This window comes from Alteromonas sp. ABM1_013, from assembly GCF_056160505.1.
The window spans coordinates 82,961-103,715 of the sequence record NZ_JBSWXH010000004.1 but is presented as its reverse complement, the minus strand read 5'-3'; the positions used below and the strand labels follow the sequence as shown (position 1 = coordinate 103,715).

Sequence of the window (20,755 nt, the reverse complement as noted above, 5' to 3'; positions counted from 1 at the left end):
ACTAACGGAAAGTAAAAAGGGGCTTCACATTATGTGAAGCCCCTTTTGTTTAGCGGTTCATTTACTAATGCTCCCAATGATAGTGGTGCGCTTTCGCTTCCACTTCATCAGCCGTTTGTTGCGGCATAAAGGTCGCATTGTCTTGTTCAAAGAAGAACGGTTTACGTTTTTTCTTACTGCCTACTTCGTTCATGGTGGCCGACTCATATACGCGTCCATTTAGTACAGTGTATTCTACGAATTCACTCTTTCTAATGTCGCTTAGTACATCGCCATCAATCACCACTAGGTCGGCAAGTTTACCTTTTTCGATACTGCCCAGATCTTTGCCCATACCTAGGTGTTTCGCGCCATCAATAGTACCGCCGCGTAGTGCTTCCCAAGGCGTGAAGCCGCCTTGTTCCATGATCCACAGCTCCCAGTGCGCTGCTAAGCCTTCACGCTGGCCGTGAGCGCCAATATGTACACTGACCCCATTATCTCGAAGCTCTTTGGCGTAGCTTGCAACGTTTTGGTGGTTGTACTGATTTTCTGGCGCAGTAGGTCTGCGGATCGCACGGCTGTCTAGAATAGTCGACGGGGTATAGCGAAGAAGGCGCGGGTTCTTCCACACTTCTGTTTTATCGTACCAATACTCTTCACCCATCATGCCGCCGTACGACACAACGAAGGTCGGCGTGTAGCCAAACTCTGTCGCTTTCCATAGTTGAGTGATGTCGCTGTAACCTTTTTCCACAGGAATGCTGTGCTCAAGACCCGTATGGCCATCTACTAGCATAGTCAGGTTTTGTTGTAACTTACCGCCACCCTCAGGCACTACCATCATCTCTTGATTTTTTGCCGCCCACAGCACTTGCTGGCGCTGGTCACGACGGGGCTGGTTGTAGCTTTTTACTGAAATAGCACCGGCTTCTTTTAAGCGCTCTACGTGGAAATAGGCATCTTCATAATTGTTGATAATCGCTTTGTAACCTAGGCCTTCTGCACCGTATAAAATCGTGCCGGTGGAGTAGATACGCGGCGCAACAATATCGCCTCTACGCTGTAATTCTGCCGCAGCAAAAATTTCTGTCGTGTCGTTTGATGGGTCATGAATGGTAGTGACACCGAATGACACGTTCGAGTACTGACTCCAGTTTTGCTGAGGAATAATCTCATTGCGGCCCTGTGAGCCGTGAGCGTGCGCATCAACAAGCCCTGGGATAATGGTTTTACCCGTTGTATCTATTTGCATTGCATCATCAGGAATGGTCACATCACCACGTTTACCCACTGCTTCAATGCGGTTGTCTTTAATCAGCACAACACCATCTTCAATCACCTCTTGGGTGTTGTCGGCATCGCGCATGGTTACCACTTTACCGCCAACCAAAGCTTTGTAACCAGATGGCTTGTCAGCTTTAGTGGTAAACGACAAATCCATACCTTCAGCTACCGGCTCAGGTAAGGTTTCCGCTGCGCCATCTACAAAGGCAAAGGCTTCATCAAGTGAACGGCTAAATAGCGTAGGGCCGTTAAACCAGCTTAGGGTTTTGTTATCAGGCGACCACGTTAAGTATTCACCTGCGCGGCTTGAAAGCTGCGTTACCGGCAGTGAGGTCATGTTCGGGCCTATGGTAATGCGCTTGCCATTTTCGACGAAAGGCGCCACGTAGGTTTTGAACTGGTAAACAAACGCAACCCATTTCTTATCATGTGAAAGTTTGTACTCACTTACCTTATCTGCGCCGTAAAGATGAGTTCGCTTGTCGTTACCTTTAAGATTTACGCTTGAAAGCTGGGTTTCGTAGTAAGCTTCGCCGCCCGCTGATTCGGTGAAATACACTCGGTCGTCGTTACCCGCGAAATGCGCGTTGTAGCCGCCTTCGGATACTTTTTCTACCGTGTCGTCTTCAAGGTCAGCCACATAGATACCTGGCTCAACCGAATATTTCGGGTCTAGCAGGTAGCCGCCTGTAAACTTGCGGAAAACTACTTTCTCGCCATCGGCAGAGAACGACGGTTCGATGTAGTGGCCTGGCTGCTGGGTAATGACTTTTCCTTTACCGCCGCGAGCAGAAACCACGCGAACGGTGCCTAAATCTTGGTCATTCCACGTCGTATAAACAATCGACTTTCCATCGTTAGAAAAACGCGGATAGTATTCGTCGTGATCGTTTTGTTTTGTTAAACGCTTAATTTTGCCCGACTTCACATCGCGCACATATAGTTTACCTAACGCTTGGAAAAGCACGGATTTACCGTTGGGCGACATTTGAGACCAGCGGATCATACGAACGTCAAATTCTTCAGGGGCTACATCAACGTCAAAGCGAAGCGCATCAGCAAATTTCACGGTACCTTCAACGGTCACGTTCATTGTGCTGGTGGTTTTATCTTTCACGTTGATGGTGTGGAACTTACCGCCTGTCCAATATACGATTTTGCTGCTGTCTGGCATCCAGTCGAAGTAGGCAAAGTAACCTTCCGAACCAAAGCCTTCCTGCATATCTCGCTCTAATTCCAACGTCAGCGGTGTTTCTACACCTGTTTTGATGTCTTTGATGAAAAGCGCGGTTCTATCTTTAACGCGACGCACAAAAGCGATGTACTTACCGTCTGGTGAAGGGGTGGGCACTACCGCACCGCCTGTCCCGCTTATATAGCGGCTTTCTTCGCCGGTTTCGCGGTCGTAGCGAGTGATAGCGAAAATGCCTTCTAACGGGTCGCGGTTATATTCAAAGCGGGCGCCCGGCACTGTATTCTCGGTAAAGTAAATATACTTGCCGTCATGAGAGAATACAGGGTCGGCAATGTTTTGTTGGTCGCGCTTTCCGCTGTTACGAGCTTTAATCTGTAGACCGTCACCACCTGACTTGTGATACATCCAAATCTCGCCTGCCGGAATACTACGGCTAGACATAATGCCTTTGGTTACCACTAGGTATTCGCCGTCTGGGCTCCATTTGGGAGAGTGGATAAGATTACTTTTCTCTTTGGTTACCTGACGAAGATTACTGCCGTCAATATCCATAACCCATACGTTGCTTAACCCATCTTTATCCGAGATAAATGCGATGTGTTTGCCGTCAGGAGAAATTGAAGGGTGAATATTCCATGCGAAGTCTTGGGTAAGCGGGGTCGCATCGCCACCACTCATGCTCACTTTGTACAAGTCGCCCAGCATGTCAAAAACCATAAACTCGCCGTTTGGTGCAACGTCTAAGCTAGACCAGGTGGTTTCGTTTGTTTTGATAGTGACTTCGTTTAATGCATAAGGTGGGTTGCTGACTTCCCACTTTTCGACTTCGGATTCTGTTTTTTCTTCACTGTCGGTTTGGGCGTATAAAGTAGGTGCCACGCCCAAGCCCAGGGCGCTTACTAGCGTGATGGCCAGTAAACTTTTCTTTGTCGTTATCATAATGGTGTTTCCAACCGCTTGTTATTTATTTTCTGTCTACATCAGAGTACATGACTTAACATGAAGATACGTACTCTTGAATTGTAAAACTAAGGTTAATCTTACTGCAAAGTAGGATAGATTCACTCACCTAATGCGATCGTGGGTATAAATTTAACGTTCAACGAATGCACCATCACTTTCAGTGATGCTTGTCTATTACAGCAATAATCGCTAATTTCGTAACAAGTCATTAACAATGAATTGTGTAGGAATTACCGTGAGCAACGCTGAACAACAATTGCATTATTCTACTTGTACGCTTTGTGAAGCAATGTGTGGTATTGAGGTAGCGACGAAAGGCCGTCAAATACTGTCAATAAAAGGGGATAAAGATAACCCCTTTAGCCAAGGCCATGTTTGCCCGAAAGCCAGTGCGCTAAAAGATTTGTACGAGGACCCCGACCGCTTGAAGCGCCCGGTAAAAAGGGTACGACTCGACGGAAAAGAGAGTGCTTGGGAAGACAGCACCTCGGAAGACTGCACCTGGGAAGAGATCGGGTGGGATGAAGCCTTTGATTTGGTCGCAAGCAAGTTACACCACATCCAGCAGACGCACGGTAATAATGCGGTAGGTGTGTATTTAGGAAATCCTAATGCGCACAATATGGGCTCAATATTATTCGGACCGTATTTCTATCGTGCCCTCAAGTCGCACAACCGCTACTCCGCTACCTCCGTTGACCAGTTGCCACATCATATTGTTAGTCGACGACTTTTTGGTCATATCTCCCAAATTCCCATTCCTGACATTGATCACACGCAGCACTTTATGATCATCGGCGGAAATCCACTGGCCTCTAATGGCAGCATTATGACCGTACCAAACGTGAAAAAGCGTTTAAAGGGCATTCAAAAACGTGGGGGGAAGGTCGTCGCTATCGACCCTAAACGCAGCGAAACTGCCGATATTAGCTGTGAACATTACTTTATTCGACCAGGCAGTGACGCGCTGTTACTGCTAGCTATGCTGCATGTATTGTTTGAAAAGCAGTTATACAAGGCGGATGAAATTTTACCTTATGCCGAGGATATAAAAGCGGTCGAAAAATACGTTCGCGATTATTCACCACAAAAGGTGAGTGAGCTTACCGGTATTACAGCTTCACAAATCACTCAGCTTGTTTTGGACTTCTGCAATGCTGAGTCTGCAGTTTGTTATGGAAGGATGGGGGCTAGCGTACAAGCATTTGGTACGCTCACTCAGTATCTCATCATGCTGTTTAATATGCTCACCGGAAACCTAGATAAGCGGGGTGGCATGATGTTTACTCAGCCAGCGGCTGACGTACTGCCAGTTTCGGGTAGGGGGAGCATGGGCGGATTTACCTCTCGCGTAAGAGGGCTTCCGGCGTTTGCTGGTGAGTATCCGGTGGCGTGTTTAGCCGAGGAAATCTTAACCCCCGGAGATGGGCAAATTAAAGCTATGGTAATTGGTGCAGGTAATCCCGTGGTTACTACGCCCAACGCAGAGCAGCTTGATAAAGCATTTGAAGAACTCGACTTCATGGTTGCCGTAGACTTTTATGTTACCGAAACTTCCCGTCATGCTGATATCATTCTTCCTCCAGTAACCGCGCTAGAACGCGACCACTACGACATTGTTTTTCACAACTTTGCCGTGCGAAATTTCGCTAAGTATTCGGAAGCGGTGGTGGACATTGACGAAGACCAGCTTAGCGACTGGCAAATATACCTTTCGTTAGCAGAAAGGCTCGATGCGTTAAATGGAAAAAGCACCGCACACTATGCTGCACTTTGGGACAAGCAACCTAAAGGTGTGGTTGATGATTTGTTGCAAGCAGGTCTTTATGGTCGAAGCGCAAATAAAAACCAAGGCGCGGAGGCTAACTCAAGCGAAATTTCAAAGGCTAGTCCCACAAATGGATTGTCGATTGATGTGCTTAAAGCACACCCTCATGGTATAGACTTAGGGCCGCTACAGCCGTCTTTGCCTCACGCCTTGTTCCATGAAGATAAGAAGATTCACTTAGATTTTGATTACTTCATGGCTGATTTAGACAGGGTTAACACGCATTTCTTTGGAAAAGCGAACCGTGTTGCGCCGCAAAATCAGTCCGTCGTTTTGATAGGGCGCCGGCATATTAAAACCAATAATTCTTGGTTGCATAACAGCCCCCGCATGGTGAAAGGCAACAACCGCTGTACGCTGCAGCTTCATCCTGATGACGGGGCAAAATACGGCATTGCAGATGGCGATGAGGTACGCGTGAAATCGCGAGTTGGCCAACTAACCATAGAGGCTGAGATAACCGATGCAATTATGCCCGGCGTGGTATCTATTCCCCATGGATGGGGACACAACAAAAACGGCATAAAGTTGTCTGTGGCAAGTCAGCACCCAGGGGTTAACACCAACATACTTACTGACGACATGCAGGTTGATGAACTGTCTGGTAATGCAGTGTTAAATGGTGTGCCCGTTGAGCTAGAAAAAGTAAGTTAAACATATAAAAAAACGGCATCTACTTAAAAGTAAATGCCGTTTTTCAGTGGTATGCTCAACAAGTAGGTCTTCTACTCATTGTGCGTTCACCTGTGAACTTTTATGTAGCTATCCTGAAAGAGTAACGCTAAAAAAGCTTTTCTACACTAAATCAAACAGTGAAGAGCACACACTTAAGTCATAGTAACAAACTCTTCACCGCTGGTAGGGTGAATTGCCACACACGCATCAAAATCAGCTTTAGTAGCGCCCATCTTTATGGCAACGGCAAAGCCTTGTAAAATTTCATCCATGCCGTGGCCAATACCGTGTAGACCTACCACTTTTTCGTCTTTACCTGCACACACTAGCTTCATCTTGGTCATTTGACGGTGGCGGGTTACCGCGGTGTACATAGACGCAAAGCTAGAGGTGTACACTTTAATATTGTCTTCGCCGTATTCTTCAATAGCTTCTGGTTCAGTTAGGCCGATTGTGCCAATAGGTGGGTGGCTAAAGACTACGGTTGGAATCATTGAATAATCCATGTGAGCGTCTTTTTGGCCGTTGAATAAGCGTTCGCTTAGCAAGCGGCCCGCTTTTACTGCTACTGGAGTAAGTTCAGCCTCGCCAGTAATATCACCTACCGCGTACACGTTTTTAGCTGTGGTGTTTTGGTACTTATCTACTTTAACTGTACCGTCTTCACTCAATGCAACATCAGTATTTTCGATATCAATTTTGTCGGTAGACGGCTTACGGCCAATTGCCCAAATTAAGCAGTCAGCTTTTAGCACTTCACCGTTGGTTAAATGTACTGATAGTTCGCCATCGTCAGCCTTTTCCACCTTCTCTACGCTGGCATGGTCGTGCAGTTTGCAGCCTTCAGCGTGGATCATATCCACCAAGGTCTCATGAATGATGGGATCAAAATTTCTAAGCGGAGCGTGTTTGCGAACCACCAAATGTGACTCTGTTCCTAGCGCATGAAGTACACCAGCTAACTCGACGCCAATGTATCCAGCACCAACCACAACAGCGCGTTTAGGTTGCTCTTTTAATGCAAAGAAACCATCAGAATCAATGCCGTACTCGGCGCCTTCGATATCCGGAATTACTGGGTGACCGCCAACGGCAATCGTAATATGGTCAGCCGTATACTTTTCGCCGTTTACTTCTACCGTGTTGTTGTCGATAAATTTCGCGAAACCGCGGATTAAGGTAACGTCGTTTGCAGTGAGCACGCGGTCATAAGAGGCATGGATACGCTCAATGTAGGCTTGGCGGCTGGCAATAAGGCTATCCCAACTAAAGTGATTTACCGACAAATCGAACCCGTATTCAGGCGCGTAGCGGTGAACAGCTTCAGCAATTTGGGCTCCGTACCACATGGCTTTTTTAGGTACGCAGCCTACGTTTACGCAAGTGCCGCCAATATCTTTAGCTTCAATGATGGCGGCTTTCTTTCCGTGTTTAGCTGCACGGTTTGCAGATGCGATACCACCGCTGCCACCGCCAATACAAATATAATCAAAATGTGTCATTCAAAAAGCCTTCTTTATCGGTTTTACGATCGTGACCTTAAGCACAAATGCTTAAACACGTTCGCACAGCAAATCATTTTTAAACGGTTCTGTTTGTAAGATTAATTAAAAGACCGAGGTTTGCCTAATAGTGTTTCAATTAGTTAGTCAATGGGGACAATGCAGATTAAATAAAAGGGCGTGGCGCAACCCGCCTTAATTTATGTTGCGCCAGCCCCATTTAAGCTCAATGCCTTCAGAACTTACTCACTTATAGTAGCAGAAAGCTCTTCTGGTTCTATTTGAATACTAAACGCTTTTCCACGCTCTTCTTCAAATTGCACGAGTTTTTGAATGGTAGCGTCACTAAATACATGTCCCTCGGGAAGGATAAGGATGTGACTATCGTTATACAAATTTTGAGCAAGCACCATGCCTGCTTTAAGCTGTGAAGCTTTCAATGATGTCGAAAGTAGCTTTGACGTAGTCACATCTTCTGCTTCGAGTAAAAGGTCCAAAAACTCGCCATCATAGCGGGTATTTCGGTGCTTTTTCATTTCTAATTTGGCATCGCGGGGGCTCATTTCAACGCCGCTCATTCTGCCGGTTACTAAGCGCCAATAATCTCGGGCTATAGCTAAAATACGCGCGCCTGCGGGAATTTCTTTAGCAACTTTGTTATACAAACCTGAGCCATTGTAATGCTCGAATTGAAACTCGATGATATCTGAAACTTGATGCAGCTCGTGAGCTGGAGCAAGTATTAACGCAGCCTGTTTGGTTTGCGATAAATAATTTTGTTGCTGCTGATATTTAAGCTTTGAAAACGGCGCTTTAAAATCTTCGGTTTCAAGCCCTAATAGCCCAAGCTCACATATGAGACCTGCGTAGCGAACTTGTTTTATTTCGTCTTTCTCCAAACGTGCAATACGCGCAAGCTTTGAAGACAAATCACTTACCTCTATGGCAAATTTCCCGTTAATGTTCGGGTTAATACTAATCACGTTGAACAGCACTTGCTCCATGGCAATATTGTGCTTTTCAATTTTGTTAAGTGCAGCTTTAATTTGACGAGTACGCTTTTGGACCACTTGTTCTAGCGATGCATTCACATCTCTGAGCTTTCTATTCTGAAGGCGTGTAAGTTTTTGAAGACGCGTATTTTCAGCTTTTAATTTAACTCGCTCTAACCCTTCCTCAACTACTGCTTTTAATTCTTCGTTATCCCATGGCTTTTGAAGGTAGCGATGAATTTTTCCCTGGTTGACTGCTTTAATCGTGGATTCGATATCAGCATAGCCGGTAAGTACTACTCTAAATGTATCGGGATAATTAATAGCCACCTGTTCAAGAAGCTCAGCGCCAGACATTTGAGGCATCTTCATATCTGAGATCACAACGTGGACTTCGTTGTTGCTCATCAACTCCAGTGCCTTAGCACCGCTATCAGCAAGCAGCAGTGTAATATCCATAGTGAAGAGCGCACGTTTAATTGCACGAAGAATATTAGGTTCGTCGTCGACAAATAGGACGGTATAGGTTGTAGCTTGTTCAGTAGGCTCTGTCATAAAAATTATCCTTATACGCGACGTAACAACTATCACACGCAATGGCATGTTTTAACACTATTACTTTATGCATTATCAGCGTTACCATTACTTTGTAAGTCTTTGGATACGGGGTTGATAGGGAGCGCTAGCGTAAAGGTACTGCCGTCTCCTTCCGTGCTGGTGGCAGATAATGACCCACCGTGTTCTTGCGCGATACCAAATGAAATTGAAAGACCTAACCCCGTCCCTTGCCCTTCTGGCTTGGTCGTGAAGAAAGGATTAAACAGTTTATCAAGGTGACTAGGCGGAATACCGCAGCCTGAATCCTCTACCCGCAATTCTACAAACTCGCCAACCGTGCACGTTGTGATAATTATCTTTCCGTTTTTGCCGGTGGCTTCTATAGCTTGTCCGGCGTTAATGAGCAGGTTGGTAATCACTTGAGATATTTTACCAACGTTCATTTCTACATCCGGGATCCTTCCTAAATGGGTTTCTACCGTACAGATATATTTCAGTTGATTGTTAACCATCGCCAAAGTAGTACGTACACAATCATTAATATTGTGTTTTTGCATTTGATCGCTATCAACCCGTGAAAACAATTTAAGTCCTTTAACTATTTCAGCCACGCGCTGCAAGCCTTCACGAGAGTCACTCAGTAAATCTGAAATGTCTTCGTTTATAAAGGCCATATCTTGTTTATCTAGCAATTTCTCTAGTTCAATCAGTGATGCTGCCCGTTTGTTTTCATCTTTCTCGCCTATAACAACTTGAATTTGAGAAAAGATCATTTGATAAGTAGCAACGTATTCACTAAGTGTTGAAATATTACTGCTTACAAAACCGACGGGGTTATTAATTTCATGGGCAACGCCAGCGGCAAGCTGGCCTACTGATGCCATCTTTTCTGCCTGAAGAAGTTGCACTTGTGTTTCTTTTAAATCTTTGTTCGTTTCTTCTAACTGATAGTTTTTCTGATTAAGTAAAGCCGTTCTGTCTTGCACTTTTTCTTCAAGCAGCGTATTCAACTCTTTGAGTTCATCCTGCGCACGCTGACGTTGTTCGTGTTCCTCTTTTAACCGCTCTACAAGTTGATTAAAAGCTTCGGCGAGCTCGCTTAACTCATCGTTGCCTCTAACTGGAACAAAGACTTCCCTGTAATTATTGTGTTGAACTGCTTCACCAAGGTGTTTAGCACCCTTCAAAAGCTGCTGAAGCTGAGACATTAAAAATGAACCAAGCAAATACGAACACAATCCAACTAGAACGAACTCCATCAAAGCAAGCGTTACGGTCCAGTTTCTCACTCTTGAGACCGACTCTGTTACAGAAGCGATGTTTAAACCAATTTCTACATAGCCGTAAACAGTATCGTTGACCATAATTGGAGCGCGGGTATCGTATACCCCATCGTCAGCTGCCGCCACCGACGAGTCCGCCTCAAAAGGGCGGCTAAGCGCGACCTCGTTGCCTTTCTCTACAAACACATTGCCAAGTTTATCTTTTACCTTCACGTAGGAAATATTCGGGTTAGTTAGAATTTCAGACACATCTGCGTCGAGTGAAGCTAGGTCATAACTTAAAAAAGCATTTTTTGTTGTAGAAACGAAAAGCGCTACAGTGGTATCGGCAGACTTTTTAATGTTGCTATCAACAAGATCATTTAATAATTGGAATATGGTCACAATTAGCACTAGCAGCAAGAGTGCTGCGATGCTAGCGATGCCAGTTATTGTTTTAAATCGTAACGACAGCTTCATCTGCTCGTTTCTCATAGATGTGGTCTAGAAAGCGATGCAATACCCAGCTCTCTAACGTCATTCCAATCGCTGTCGTTAGATTCAACAAATTCACTCAACCCAATTTTGCGAAGAATTGATGACTTGCTAGTGTCATTAGATAATGCAATCAATGCATTAAGAATAGCTTGTCTATCTGCTAACGCCATTTTGGGGTGGGTGGCTATAGCGTGTGGCGTGTAACCTTTGCTTTCCCAAAGTACTCGTAAATCACTTTTCACTGCCTCGGGTGAGATGTTTAGCGTTCGAAGAATGCCTCCACCTGCTTTAAAGAAATCGCGCTGAACCGATAAGTACACTGAATCGTGCGAATTTACATAACGCGGAATGAATGCAACATTGTTGTTTCGCAGGTGGGCGCTGGTAATAATAGTGGCCGCAAATGCCGCGGGCGCTGGGAAGGCTATTTCGGCACCATTTAGATCTTCAATTGATTGAATAGTACTGTCCTGATGAACCACGATTAATCCGCGAATTTTCTTGTCACGTTGTCTCGCGAGAGAACGATAGCCTGCAGATTCGTTAAAAACTACAAAGTGATAGGGGTTCATGTAGGCAATGTCGTAAAGCCCAGCAGTCAAGTTTGCTTCGAAAGTGGGTATATCTTTAGCTGTCTTAAACTCGATGGCAAGCCCAGTATAATTACTCACATAATCAATAAGCGGTTGCCACCGTTCAGCCAAAGTTTTGGCTGACTGCTGTGGAACGACGGCGAAAGTAAGCGTTTTTGCGTTAGAAGAGAGCGTAACAACAGTAAGACATAGAGCTGTTAAAATGAACATTGCTAGCCGCGACATAGTGCACACCCTCTCATCAAAATTACATCGACATGAATTGTTCTAAGACATTCGTTAGATCATGGTTTGAGAAAGGCTTTTGAAGCGTTGCGTCAGCGCCTATTTCTAGCGCACGCTCAAGACTGATATCGTCCAAGGCAGAGATAACAATAATTTTTAAATCTTTGTGCTTGCTCTGATCTCGAGTGAATTCAATAACACTGTAGCCATCCATGCCTGGCATACTCAGGTCGAGGGTCATCACTTTAGGTTCGTACTGACTTAACATGATCCCGGCTTGGAATCCGCCGGTCGCAATGTATGAATCGAACCCTGCACGTCTAGCCACACGCTGTATTGATTTCGCTACCGGCATCTCGTCATCAACAATAAGAACAGATGGCGAAGCAACGCCTTTGAGTGCGTCAGGAATAGGCATATCGTGGCGTTCAAGGAACTCGATAAAGTCTTCAACTAGAATACGGTTGTTACCACGCCCTGGAAGCTTAAAGCCTTTAAGCTTCCCGCTTTCAATCCATCGAATTACAGTGCGAAGGTTCACATCGCAATACGACGCTATTTCGCCAGAGGTTAAGGTTTTCATATCTAAGCCTTGTAGATTTATTAATCAGAATTATAGCTGTTGTACTACATGGAGACAAAGTAGACAAAAGGATGAAATGTGACATTTGTGACAGAGGGCTTCGTGAGGTCACAAGTGGCTAACCACCTTATTTATATTTATTTAAGGTACGCTTCAAGCACACTAACCTCAACAAATCTTCGTGATCCTTACTTTCAAACTAGAAGTAACTTCAAGATAGGTCAACTGCGGCTTAAACAATAGCTTGCTTTTAGTCAACGAAACCCCATCATTATTCTATCAACGTGTTAAGAGTGAAAAAGATTATGACAACCCCTGCAATCGAGATGGTAGACGGCCTACCAATTTTTTCTGCTATTGAACCTGCCTCTATTAAGCCAGCTATCGAAAAAGCCATTGAAGCTTGTAAAAGTGAAATAGAAGAAGTGGTAGCGTCGAATGATTACTCTTACAAGAATTTAGTATTACGCCTTGAAGAGGTAGACGACCGCTTAAGTAAAATGTTCTCACCTGTGTCTCATATGAACAGCGTAGTAAGCAGCGATGAATTGCGAGAGGCGCATGATGCGTGTTTGCCGCTTTTATCTGAATACGGTACTTGGGTAGGCCAGCACGAAGGCCTTTATAATGCTTATGCTTCACTAAAAGCGTCTGACGAGTTTGACACCCTAAGCGAAGAACAACAGAAAGTCATTGAGAACGCGGTACGCGACTTTACGCTCTCAGGTGTTGCCTTGCCTGCACAACAAAAGAAACGTTTTGCAGAAATTCAGGCAAAGCTTAGTGAGTTATCGTCAACCTTCTCAAACAATGTGATGGACGCCACCATGGGCTGGACCAAACACATTACCGATGAAACTGAGCTTGCAGGTATGCCAGAGTCAGCACTTGAAGCGGCAGCGCAAGCTGCGCATCAAAAAGACTTGCAGGGATGGTTATTTACCCTAGACATTCCGTCTTATTTGCCTGTTATGCTGTACGCGGATAATCGTGAGCTACGCGAAGAAATGTATCGTGCGTATGCCACAAAAGCGTCTGACCAAGGTCCGAATGCGGGTAAGTGGGATAACACCGACATTATTAAAGAGACCTTAACGCTGCGCACAGAGCTCGCTGAATTGTTAGGGTTTGCTAGCTATGCAGAGCGTTCACTGGCTACCAAGATGGCAGACTCTACCGATCAGGTAATAGGTTTCTTACGCGACTTGGCGGCTAAGTCTAAACCTCAGGCGGAAAAAGAGCTTGAAGAAGTAAGAACGTACGCCAAAGACAAACATGGTGTTACCGAATTAGCAGCATGGGATTTACCGTATTACAGCGAAAAGTTGAAGCAAGAAAAGTACACCATTTCTGATGAAATGCTGCGCCCTTATTTCCCTGAAGACAAAGTGCTATCAGGTCTTTTTGAAGTAGTGCATCGCTTATATGGCTTGAAAATCATTGAGCAGCCTGGCATCGATACCTGGCATAAAGATGTACGTTATTTCACTATAACCGACGATGCTGACGCATTGCGTGGCAGCTTTTACTTAGATCTGTACGCCCGTGCTAAAAAACGTGGCGGGGCATGGATGGATGAATGCCGAGTACGACGTGAAATGATAGACGGCGAGCTACAGCTACCAGTGGCGTACCTGACCTGTAACTTCAATGCCCCTGTTGGCGATAAGCCTGCGCTGTTTACTCACGATGAAGTCGTCACCCTTTTCCATGAGTTTGGTCATGGCATCCATCACATGCTTACAAAAATGAGTGTGGCTGGCGTATCTGGCATTAACGGTGTGCCTTGGGATGCTGTTGAACTACCAAGTCAGTTCTTAGAGAACTGGTGTTGGGAAGAAGACGCTCTAAACTTTATTTCTGGTCATTATGAGACTGGAGAGCCGCTTCCAGCTGATTTACTCGATCGCATGCTTGCCGCTCGGGATTACCAGTCTGCTATGCAGATGGTACGTCAGCTTGAATTTAGTCTTTTTGATTTCTTACTGCATAGCGAAAAGGGCAGCGAGGTAGACGTACAGGGCACATTGGATAAAGTGCGTGAAGAAGTTGCCGTAGTTATTCCTCCATCGTTTAACCGTTTCCAAAACGGCTTTGGTCACATATTTGCTGGTGGCTACGCAGCGGGTTACTACAGCTATAAGTGGGCTGAGGTTCTTTCTGCCGATGCCTACAGTAAGTTTGAAGAAGATGGCATCTTCAATCGCGACACAGGCAAAGCCTTTTTAGAAAACATTCTAGAAATGGGCGGCAGCAAGCCTCCTATGGATTTATTTGTTGCCTTCAGAGGGCGCGAGCCGAAGGTTGACGCTTTGCTTCGTCATAGCGGTATAAAGGGCTAGGCATACATGAAAGAGTCGAAGTTAGAGTCTTTCCAATCTATATACCGCCGTGCGTGCGAGCGCAAAGGCGGTGAGAGGGAGCTTGAGGCAATGCTTCAAGCTCCGCTTTCTAAAGCGCAAACTGAAGCCATTAGTGATGATCGCTTTTTAGCAGCTATGACTAAGCAAGTTTTCAAATCTGGCTTTGTATGGCGAGTCATCGAGCAAAAATGGCCAGATTTTGAAACCGTATTTTTCGGTTTCAACGTGGATAAAGTGTTGCTGATGCCAGATGAGATGCTAGAACAAAAAGCGTCGGATAAGCGCATTGTTCGCAACTATAAAAAAGTGATGACTGTGCGAGATAACGCCATGATGATTAAAGACGTGGCTATGGAGCACGGTAGCTTTGGCAAGTTTGTCGCCAGCTTTGATAAAGACAACATCACCGAACTATGGGCGTTTTTGAAAAAGCGCGGCGCGCGATTAGGTGGAAATACAGGCCCGTACATGCTTCGGGCAATAGGCATTGATACTTTCTTGTTCTCTCGTGACGTTGAAGATTACTTGCGAAAAAACGAAGTTATTGATGGCGGGTTAACATCGAAAAAGTCGCTGTCTGCAGCAAATTCAGCGTTTGCCCAATGGCATAAAGAAAGTGGCCGTTCGCTACAAGAAATCAGTGCCATTGTGGCATTTAGCTGGGGCACGAATAATCTTACTGCTTAATACAGGTTAGCGTTGAATGGGGCCCTCTAATGTATTTAGTAAACAGGTATGTGCCTCGCAGGTTCACGCAAAGAGCAAGCCAACGGTTTGCTTTTCAAGCTAAGGCAGACAGGCATAAAGCTTTTGCTTCAGCACACAATCCTATACACTTCGGCATTAATAAAAATATTCAAATTACAGGACTGTCATGAGCGACAATCAAACTCCCGCTACGCAAGCAGACTCTGCAATCGACAATGCTAACGAGCATACGACACACTTCGGTTTTAAGCAGGTAGATAAAGGGCAAAAAGCCTCTTTGGTTGCTAATGTTTTTGATTCCGTTGCTGCGAAGTACGACGTAATGAACGACTTTATGTCAATGGGAGTACATCGTTTATGGAAGCGATTTACCATTGATTGCAGCGGTGTGCGTGCGGGTAATAAAGTACTGGATATTGCAGGTGGTACTGGCGATTTAACCGCTAAGTTTTCGCGTTTGGTGGGCCCTACAGGCCGCGTCACGTTAGCTGATATTAACTTGTCTATGCTTAAGGTTGGGCGTGATAAATTGCGTGACCGCGGTTTGGTTAGCAATATTGATTATGTACAAGCAGACGCAGAAGCGCTGCCGTTTCCTGACAACCATTTCGATGTGGTGACCATGGCATTTGGTCTTCGAAACGTGACGGAAAAGCAAAATGCACTGAATTCTATTTTTCGTGTGTTAAAACCCGGTGGTCGCTTACTGGTTTTAGAGTTTTCTAAGCCTACGTCAGAGCAGCTAAGTAAGCTTTACGACATGTATTCTTTCCACATCTTGCCGAAAATGGGGCAGCTGGTGGCGAATGATGCAGAAAGCTACCAATATCTTGCTGAAAGTATTCGCATGCACCCTGATCAAGAAACATTAAAAGGCATGTTTGAACAGGCTGGCTTTGAACAATGTGATTACCAGAACCTTACCGGCGGTATTGTGGCTCTGCATAGAGGCTACAAGTTTTAATGCCTACTTCAGCGCTTGTTACCGCTACGGTTGAATCGGCTCTAAACAAACTGCTGTCTTTAGATGAAGACAGCGAAAAAAGGTTAAAAGCCCTTAACGGCGCCAGACTCACTGCGTTTATTTCGCCGCTGCCTTACGGTATCACCTTGTCTTTTTCTGACCGAGTCGACGTACTCAGCGAGCAAGGCTCGTTTGAAGACGCCGTCGCGTCCCTTGGGCCGAAAGACTGTTGTATTAAAACGTCGCTACAGACCTTGCCTGAGTTAAAAGAAACCAGCCAGCTGACCCGCCTTATTCAACAAAAAGCACTCTTTTTAGAAGGGGAGCTTAACGTTGCCCAGCAAGTCAGTGCTTTGTTTCAGCAGCTCGACATCGATATTGAAGAGTTGATTGCTCAAAAGACCAATGACGTTATCGCACACCAAACCGTGAAAACGGTAAAAACAGTGCATGAAAAATCGATGACGGCGCTAGCGTCTGTGGCGAAAGTCTTCGGCAATGCCGTAGTAGAAGAAAAACAGCTAGCTGCACATAAGCTTGCGGTAATGCACTTTAGTGATGAAGTGAATGCGCTTCGCGACAGGGCAGAAAGTGCCGATGCGCGACTGCGCCGTTTAGAAGAAAAATTTAAGTAAGATTGAGAGAAACAGGCTCATAAATGCGTATTGTTAGGTTATACCGAATTAACAAGGTATTGTTGGAACACGGCTTAGATGAACTTATTCCAGCAAAGTGGTTACCCTGGTACGCGCGAATTATGCGCCATGCCATTTTTTGGGTGCGCAATAAGCATAAAGGGAAATCTCCTGGCGAGCGCATTACTCTTGCATTGCAAAACCTTGGTCCAGTCTTTATCAAGTTTGGTCAAATGCTTTCTACACGCCGCGACCTGCTTCCCCCAGCTATTGCTAATGAGCTGGCCCGCTTACAAGACAAAGTACCACCTTTCTCGTCAGACGTAGCGCAAGACATCATCAGGCAGGCACTAGGGCTCTCTGATCTGAACGAGTTGTTTAGCGAATTTGAAACCGCGCCACTCGCGTCGGCCTCTATCGCCCAAGTTCACGCGGCAAAGTTAAAGCACAATAACGAAGATGTTGTAGTAAAGGTATTAAGGCCGGATATTCGCGATACCATAGTGGCGGATATGGAGCTTTTATTTAGCCTAGCAAATGTCCTACAGCGTTGGTTGCCAGACGGCAAGCGTTTACGCCCTGTAGAAGTGGTAGTGGAATACCGCAAAACCATTGTAGATGAGCTTGATCTGCTCCGTGAGTCAGCTAACGGTATCCAGCTAGGACGTAATTTTGAGGGCTCAGACGCCTTATACGTACCTAAGATCTACAGCGATTATTGTCGCAGTAATGTATTGGTTATGGAGCGTATTTACGGCTTACCTATTTCCAATATTGATGCTTTGTTAACCCAAAACACCAACATGAAAAAGTTAGCAGAACGCGGGGTTGAAGTTTTCTTTACCCAAGTATTCCGGGATAGCTTTTTCCATGCTGATATGCATCCGGGCAACATTTTTGTATCTACGGAACATCCTGAAAACCCAAAATACATCGCAATCGATTTTGGCATTGTTGGTACGCTTAATCGCGAAGATAAGCGCTATTTGGCCGAAAACTTTATCGCCTTTTTTAACCGCGACTATCGCAAAGTGGCGCAACTTCACGCCGACTCAGGTTGGGTGCCGCAAGATACCAATATTGACGAGTTCGAAATGGCCATTCGCACGGTTTGTGAACCGATATTTCAAAAGCCTTTGGCAGAAATATCCTTTGGTAATGTGCTGCTACAGCTATTTAACACGGCGCGACGTTTCAATATGGTGGTACAGCCGCAATTGGTGTTACTGCAAAAAACCTTGCTGTATATCGAAGGGCTAGGACGTCAGCTTTACCCCCAGCTCGACTTATGGAAAACCGCCAAGCCATTTCTTGAAAACTGGATGAAAGAGCAGATTGGCTTTACGGCTATGATGGGGAAAGTAAAAGACAATTTACCTTTCTGGTCTGAAAAACTACCTGAAATGCCAGACCTGCTGTACGACAGTTTACAGCAAATGAAGCGCTTGCCATTGCAACAGCAAAGGGCACATTTGGCACTGATTCAAGAGCAAAAGAAAACAACTCAGACCACTCACTTGAGCCTAGTAGGTGCAACCTTTGTACTGATGTCAGCAATATTGCCAATTTATGACTTATCCTGGTATTTCCCTGCAAGTACAGGTGTAATTGGCGCAATTTGTTGGTATTTAGCGTGGCGAAAAGGACTGTGATTATTGTTACGTTGGGGTGAAATATTTATGAAATCCGTAGTTAATTAATTAATTTGTATAGTAATCGTCCCGAAGAGTGTTATAGTGGATACGGCTCTAAGCCAAAGTCTTTAAATAGACGCGATTTTGTATTATTTGCTATATGTAAAACCACTCGAGTTACCCGGTAATTTGTTGTAAGTTGTTTGTCCATTCGTAAGTAAGACCCAATACTCCGCCAATTTAAAGACTCTAAAGAACTTTGTTACACGCGCTTATGCGCAATTTAATACGATATTTGAGGTCTATACGACATGTCTAAAGTTACAGGCACAGTTAAGTGGTTCAACGCTGATAAAGGTTACGGTTTCCTAACTCAAGATAACGGCGGCAAGGACGTTTTCGTTCATTTCCGTGCGATCATCTCTGACGGTTACAAAACGCTTCCAGAAGGTCAGCGAGTAGAATTTGAAGTTGAAGAAGGTCAAAAAGGTCTTCAAGCTGCTAACGTGCAAGCTATCTAAGAATTCAAAAACGGCGGTCATCTGACCGCCGTTTTTCTTTCTATTGTCTGCATTTCCCACGCTCACGCTAAATGCTTGACTAGGCTTTTAGTGCATAACACTTTTAGTCTATAACGCTTTTGGTATAACTCACTTTTAACGAATAGCGCTTTCTTCAATTGCCAGTCTTCAGCGTAACTATCGTTACCGTTTCTTGTTTACACCGCACCAGATCACAAAAGCACACGTTCACCCCAATAAATTTGATGCTCGCAGCATATTCCTAATATCAGTACGCCACAGTATTGCGTAGTCATGGTGTTTAATGCTTTACTCGATATAACGATGAATACGCCTTCAGGGAGTGCTTTATGCGCATCACATCAATAATTCGAACCACACTAGCTGCTTTACTACTTCTTCTTTGTTCAAACTCTACTTATGCCGCCCAAGCAGATGGGCTAATCGTTGGCGAGAATGTTTTGGCAACAGTGCTCAACACCGAAATTCGAGTAGTAGATGTAATGCCCAGTGAAGAAAAGCGTCAAAACATGAAAGAGCAGGCGAAAGATAACTACGCCGAAATGCTCGAATATGTCGCTCATGTAAACGCGTCTAACAAAATTTTCGAACTAGTGTTAGAGGATTACGTTAAGGAAAAAGGTATTACGCTTGACCAGGCGCTAGTAAATAAGTTTATCGATAAGTTTAAGAGTCAGGTATCTAGCGAAACTTCATCTAAATCTATCGAAGAAATAGCGGTTAAGCAGGTAATGCAATTCCAAGCTGAAAAAGCTATGTTCGAAGAGTTTGGCGGTCGTGTCGTTTTTCGTCAGTCTAACCCGCAAATGCCTATTGATGCTTACAACGAATTGCTCTCTCGCTATCGTGATGTGGGTAAACTTAACATAGCGGATGAAGACCTAGGCGAAGCGTTTTGGGATTTATTCAAACCCCCCTATCAGTATGAAATTGCTAATGAAAACGTTGATTTTTCAAAGCCTTGGTGGCTTTAAATAAAGCATGAGCAACAAAACAAATGTACAACTGAAAGTGTTGGGGATTAAGGGCCAGATTCAACTATGGCTAATGATAAAATGAGCGTTATAGACGCAATAGATAAAGCCATTTTGGCCATGCTTCAGAATAATGCTGATACGCCTGTTGCAGAAATCGCCGAGCAAGTCGGGCTAACGGTCACGCCCTGCTGGCGACGCATTCAAAAGCTAGAAGATAAGGGTGTAATTTCTAGGCGAGTGGCGCTGTTGCAAGCAAAGCAGTTAGGCCTTGCAATGACGGTTTTCGTTCAAGTGAAAGCAGGAAGGCACGATGGAAAATGGCTAGCAAGTTTCGCTAAGCACGCTGCGTCATTTGATGAAGTTGTTGAATGTTATCGTATGTCTGGCGAGTACGATTATCTGCTAAAAGTCCTCGTCACCGATATGGATTGCTTCGACCACTTTTATAAGCGATTGGTTAACGGTATAGAGTTTTCAGACGTTACGTCTAGCTTTGCCATGGAACAGATTAAGTACACAACCTCAGTCCCTTTAAACCACATTTAATACGCCAAAAAAAATGGGGCCGGTTTTACGGGCCCCATATAAATTAATGATTTTGGTCTTCAACGTGCTGGTCGGCAAATATCTTGGATTTCTTTTTAATTTTACATCCTAAGATACGCTGCGCATTTTTACGGCCGATGTAATGAGCGACTGTATAGGGGTGCGCGCGTTTGAAGAACCGTGAGAACGAATGGAATACATTTTCCATAGTATTGGCTCCTTCTAGTAAAAATTGCCCCAAATAAA

Annotated in this window: 16 protein-coding genes; 9 read left to right on the top strand and 7 right to left on the bottom strand. The window is 44.9% G+C overall.

What is annotated here, in order from left to right; genetic code table 11:
* Positions 1-64: 64 nt before the first annotated feature.
* A complete protein-coding gene (locus ACXAGK_RS12350; protein ID WP_474856466.1) occupies positions 65-3,400 on the bottom strand; it encodes an amidohydrolase family protein in 3,336 nt (1,111 codons plus the stop codon).
* Between the two features lie 259 nt (positions 3,401-3,659).
* Here ACXAGK_RS12350 and ACXAGK_RS12345 point away from each other — a divergent pair, with 259 nt between their 5' ends.
* Complete coding sequence (locus ACXAGK_RS12345) at positions 3,660-5,906, top strand: molybdopterin oxidoreductase family protein (protein WP_474856465.1); 2,247 nt, start codon at positions 3,660-3,662, stop codon at positions 5,904-5,906.
* 173 nt (positions 5,907-6,079) lie between these two features.
* Here ACXAGK_RS12345 and gorA read toward each other — a convergent pair whose 3' ends face one another.
* The 5 genes from gorA to ACXAGK_RS12320 form a co-directional block, all read right to left on the bottom strand.
* Entirely contained in the window at positions 6,080-7,429 is a 1,350-nt protein-coding gene (gene gorA / locus ACXAGK_RS12340) for a glutathione-disulfide reductase (RefSeq protein ID WP_474856464.1), read from the bottom strand.
* 242 nt (positions 7,430-7,671) lie between these two features.
* Positions 7,672-8,976, bottom strand: a complete 1,305-nt coding sequence (gene nosR / locus ACXAGK_RS12335; protein ID WP_474856463.1) for a response regulator c-di-GMP phosphodiesterase, NosR family — start codon at positions 8,974-8,976, stop codon at positions 7,672-7,674.
* Positions 8,977-9,041: 65 nt separating this feature from the next.
* A complete protein-coding gene (locus ACXAGK_RS12330) occupies positions 9,042-10,721 on the bottom strand; it encodes a sensor histidine kinase (RefSeq protein WP_474856779.1) in 1,680 nt (559 codons plus the stop codon).
* Between the two features lie 11 nt (positions 10,722-10,732).
* Complete coding sequence (locus ACXAGK_RS12325; RefSeq protein WP_474856462.1) at positions 10,733-11,557, bottom strand: phosphate/phosphite/phosphonate ABC transporter substrate-binding protein; 825 nt, start codon at positions 11,555-11,557, stop codon at positions 10,733-10,735.
* A 22-nt stretch (positions 11,558-11,579) separates the two neighbouring features.
* A complete protein-coding gene (locus ACXAGK_RS12320) occupies positions 11,580-12,140 on the bottom strand; it encodes a response regulator (protein ID WP_474856461.1) in 561 nt (186 codons plus the stop codon).
* Between the two features lie 305 nt (positions 12,141-12,445).
* Here ACXAGK_RS12320 and prlC point away from each other — a divergent pair, with 305 nt between their 5' ends.
* The 8 genes from prlC to ACXAGK_RS12280 all read left to right on the top strand — a co-directional run bounded on the left by prlC (position 12,446) and on the right by ACXAGK_RS12280 (position 20,509).
* Complete coding sequence (prlC, locus tag ACXAGK_RS12315; protein WP_474856460.1) at positions 12,446-14,482, top strand: oligopeptidase A; 2,037 nt, start codon at positions 12,446-12,448, stop codon at positions 14,480-14,482.
* A 6-nt stretch (positions 14,483-14,488) separates the two neighbouring features.
* The gene (locus ACXAGK_RS12310) at positions 14,489-15,190 is read left to right on the top strand and encodes a DNA-3-methyladenine glycosylase I (RefSeq protein WP_474856459.1); all 702 of its coding nucleotides are present in this window, start codon (positions 14,489-14,491) and stop codon (positions 15,188-15,190) included.
* A 187-nt stretch (positions 15,191-15,377) separates the two neighbouring features.
* Positions 15,378-16,175 (top strand): bifunctional demethylmenaquinone methyltransferase/2-methoxy-6-polyprenyl-1,4-benzoquinol methylase UbiE, encoded by a 798-nt coding sequence (ubiE, locus tag ACXAGK_RS12305; protein ID WP_118491819.1) that lies wholly within the window; start codon positions 15,378-15,380, stop codon positions 16,173-16,175.
* A complete protein-coding gene (locus tag ACXAGK_RS12300; RefSeq protein ID WP_474856458.1) occupies positions 16,175-16,810 on the top strand; it encodes a ubiquinone biosynthesis accessory factor UbiJ in 636 nt (211 codons plus the stop codon). Before ubiE ends, ACXAGK_RS12300 begins: the two co-directional genes overlap by 1 nt.
* 23 nt (positions 16,811-16,833) lie before the next feature.
* Positions 16,834-18,462, top strand: coding sequence for a ubiquinone biosynthesis regulatory protein kinase UbiB (gene ubiB / locus ACXAGK_RS12295; protein WP_474856457.1), 1,629 nt, complete (start codon positions 16,834-16,836; stop codon positions 18,460-18,462).
* A 293-nt stretch (positions 18,463-18,755) separates the two neighbouring features.
* The gene (gene cspE, locus ACXAGK_RS12290; protein WP_012519905.1) at positions 18,756-18,965 is read left to right on the top strand and encodes a transcription antiterminator/RNA stability regulator CspE; all 210 of its coding nucleotides are present in this window, start codon (positions 18,756-18,758) and stop codon (positions 18,963-18,965) included.
* A 350-nt stretch (positions 18,966-19,315) separates the two neighbouring features.
* Positions 19,316-19,960: a hypothetical protein gene (locus tag ACXAGK_RS12285; protein WP_474856456.1), complete on the top strand. Its 645-nt coding sequence runs from the start codon at positions 19,316-19,318 to the stop codon at positions 19,958-19,960.
* Positions 19,961-20,026: 66 nt separating this feature from the next.
* On the top strand, positions 20,027-20,509 hold the full coding sequence (locus ACXAGK_RS12280; RefSeq protein WP_474856455.1) for an Lrp/AsnC family transcriptional regulator: 483 nt from the start codon (positions 20,027-20,029) through the stop codon (positions 20,507-20,509).
* 43 nt (positions 20,510-20,552) lie between these two features.
* Here ACXAGK_RS12280 and ACXAGK_RS12275 read toward each other — a convergent pair whose 3' ends face one another.
* A complete protein-coding gene (locus ACXAGK_RS12275; RefSeq protein WP_014950935.1) occupies positions 20,553-20,717 on the bottom strand; it encodes a hypothetical protein in 165 nt (54 codons plus the stop codon).
* Positions 20,718-20,755: the final 38 nt, after the last annotated feature.

Excerpts from the sequence above, each read along its gene's own strand:
- ACXAGK_RS12325 (WP_474856462.1), bottom strand. The coding sequence starts at position 11,557 with ATGTCGCGGCTAGCAATGTTCATTTTAACAGCTCTATGTCTTACTGTT.
- ACXAGK_RS12350 (WP_474856466.1), bottom strand. The coding sequence starts at position 3,400 with ATGATAACGACAAAGAAAAGTTTACTGGCCATCACGCTAGTAAGCGCC.
- ubiB (WP_474856457.1), top strand. The coding sequence starts at position 16,834 with ATGCGTATTGTTAGGTTATACCGAATTAACAAGGTATTGTTGGAACAC.
- ACXAGK_RS12320 (WP_474856461.1), bottom strand. The coding sequence starts at position 12,140 with ATGAAAACCTTAACCTCTGGCGAAATAGCGTCGTATTGCGATGTGAAC.
- ACXAGK_RS12280 (WP_474856455.1), top strand. The coding sequence starts at position 20,027 with ATGGCTAATGATAAAATGAGCGTTATAGACGCAATAGATAAAGCCATT.
- ACXAGK_RS12310 (WP_474856459.1), top strand. The coding sequence starts at position 14,489 with ATGAAAGAGTCGAAGTTAGAGTCTTTCCAATCTATATACCGCCGTGCG.
- ACXAGK_RS12275 (WP_014950935.1), bottom strand. The coding sequence starts at position 20,717 with ATGGAAAATGTATTCCATTCGTTCTCACGGTTCTTCAAACGCGCGCAC.
- ACXAGK_RS12300 (WP_474856458.1), top strand. The coding sequence starts at position 16,175 with ATGCCTACTTCAGCGCTTGTTACCGCTACGGTTGAATCGGCTCTAAAC.
- ubiE (WP_118491819.1), top strand. The coding sequence starts at position 15,378 with ATGAGCGACAATCAAACTCCCGCTACGCAAGCAGACTCTGCAATCGAC.
- prlC (WP_474856460.1), top strand. The coding sequence starts at position 12,446 with ATGACAACCCCTGCAATCGAGATGGTAGACGGCCTACCAATTTTTTCT.
- nosR (WP_474856463.1), bottom strand. The coding sequence starts at position 8,976 with ATGACAGAGCCTACTGAACAAGCTACAACCTATACCGTCCTATTTGTC.
- ACXAGK_RS12285 (WP_474856456.1), top strand. The coding sequence starts at position 19,316 with ATGCGCATCACATCAATAATTCGAACCACACTAGCTGCTTTACTACTT.
- ACXAGK_RS12330 (WP_474856779.1), bottom strand. The coding sequence starts at position 10,721 with ATGAAGCTGTCGTTACGATTTAAAACAATAACTGGCATCGCTAGCATC.
- cspE (WP_012519905.1), top strand. The coding sequence starts at position 18,756 with ATGTCTAAAGTTACAGGCACAGTTAAGTGGTTCAACGCTGATAAAGGT.
- gorA (WP_474856464.1), bottom strand. The coding sequence starts at position 7,429 with ATGACACATTTTGATTATATTTGTATTGGCGGTGGCAGCGGTGGTATC.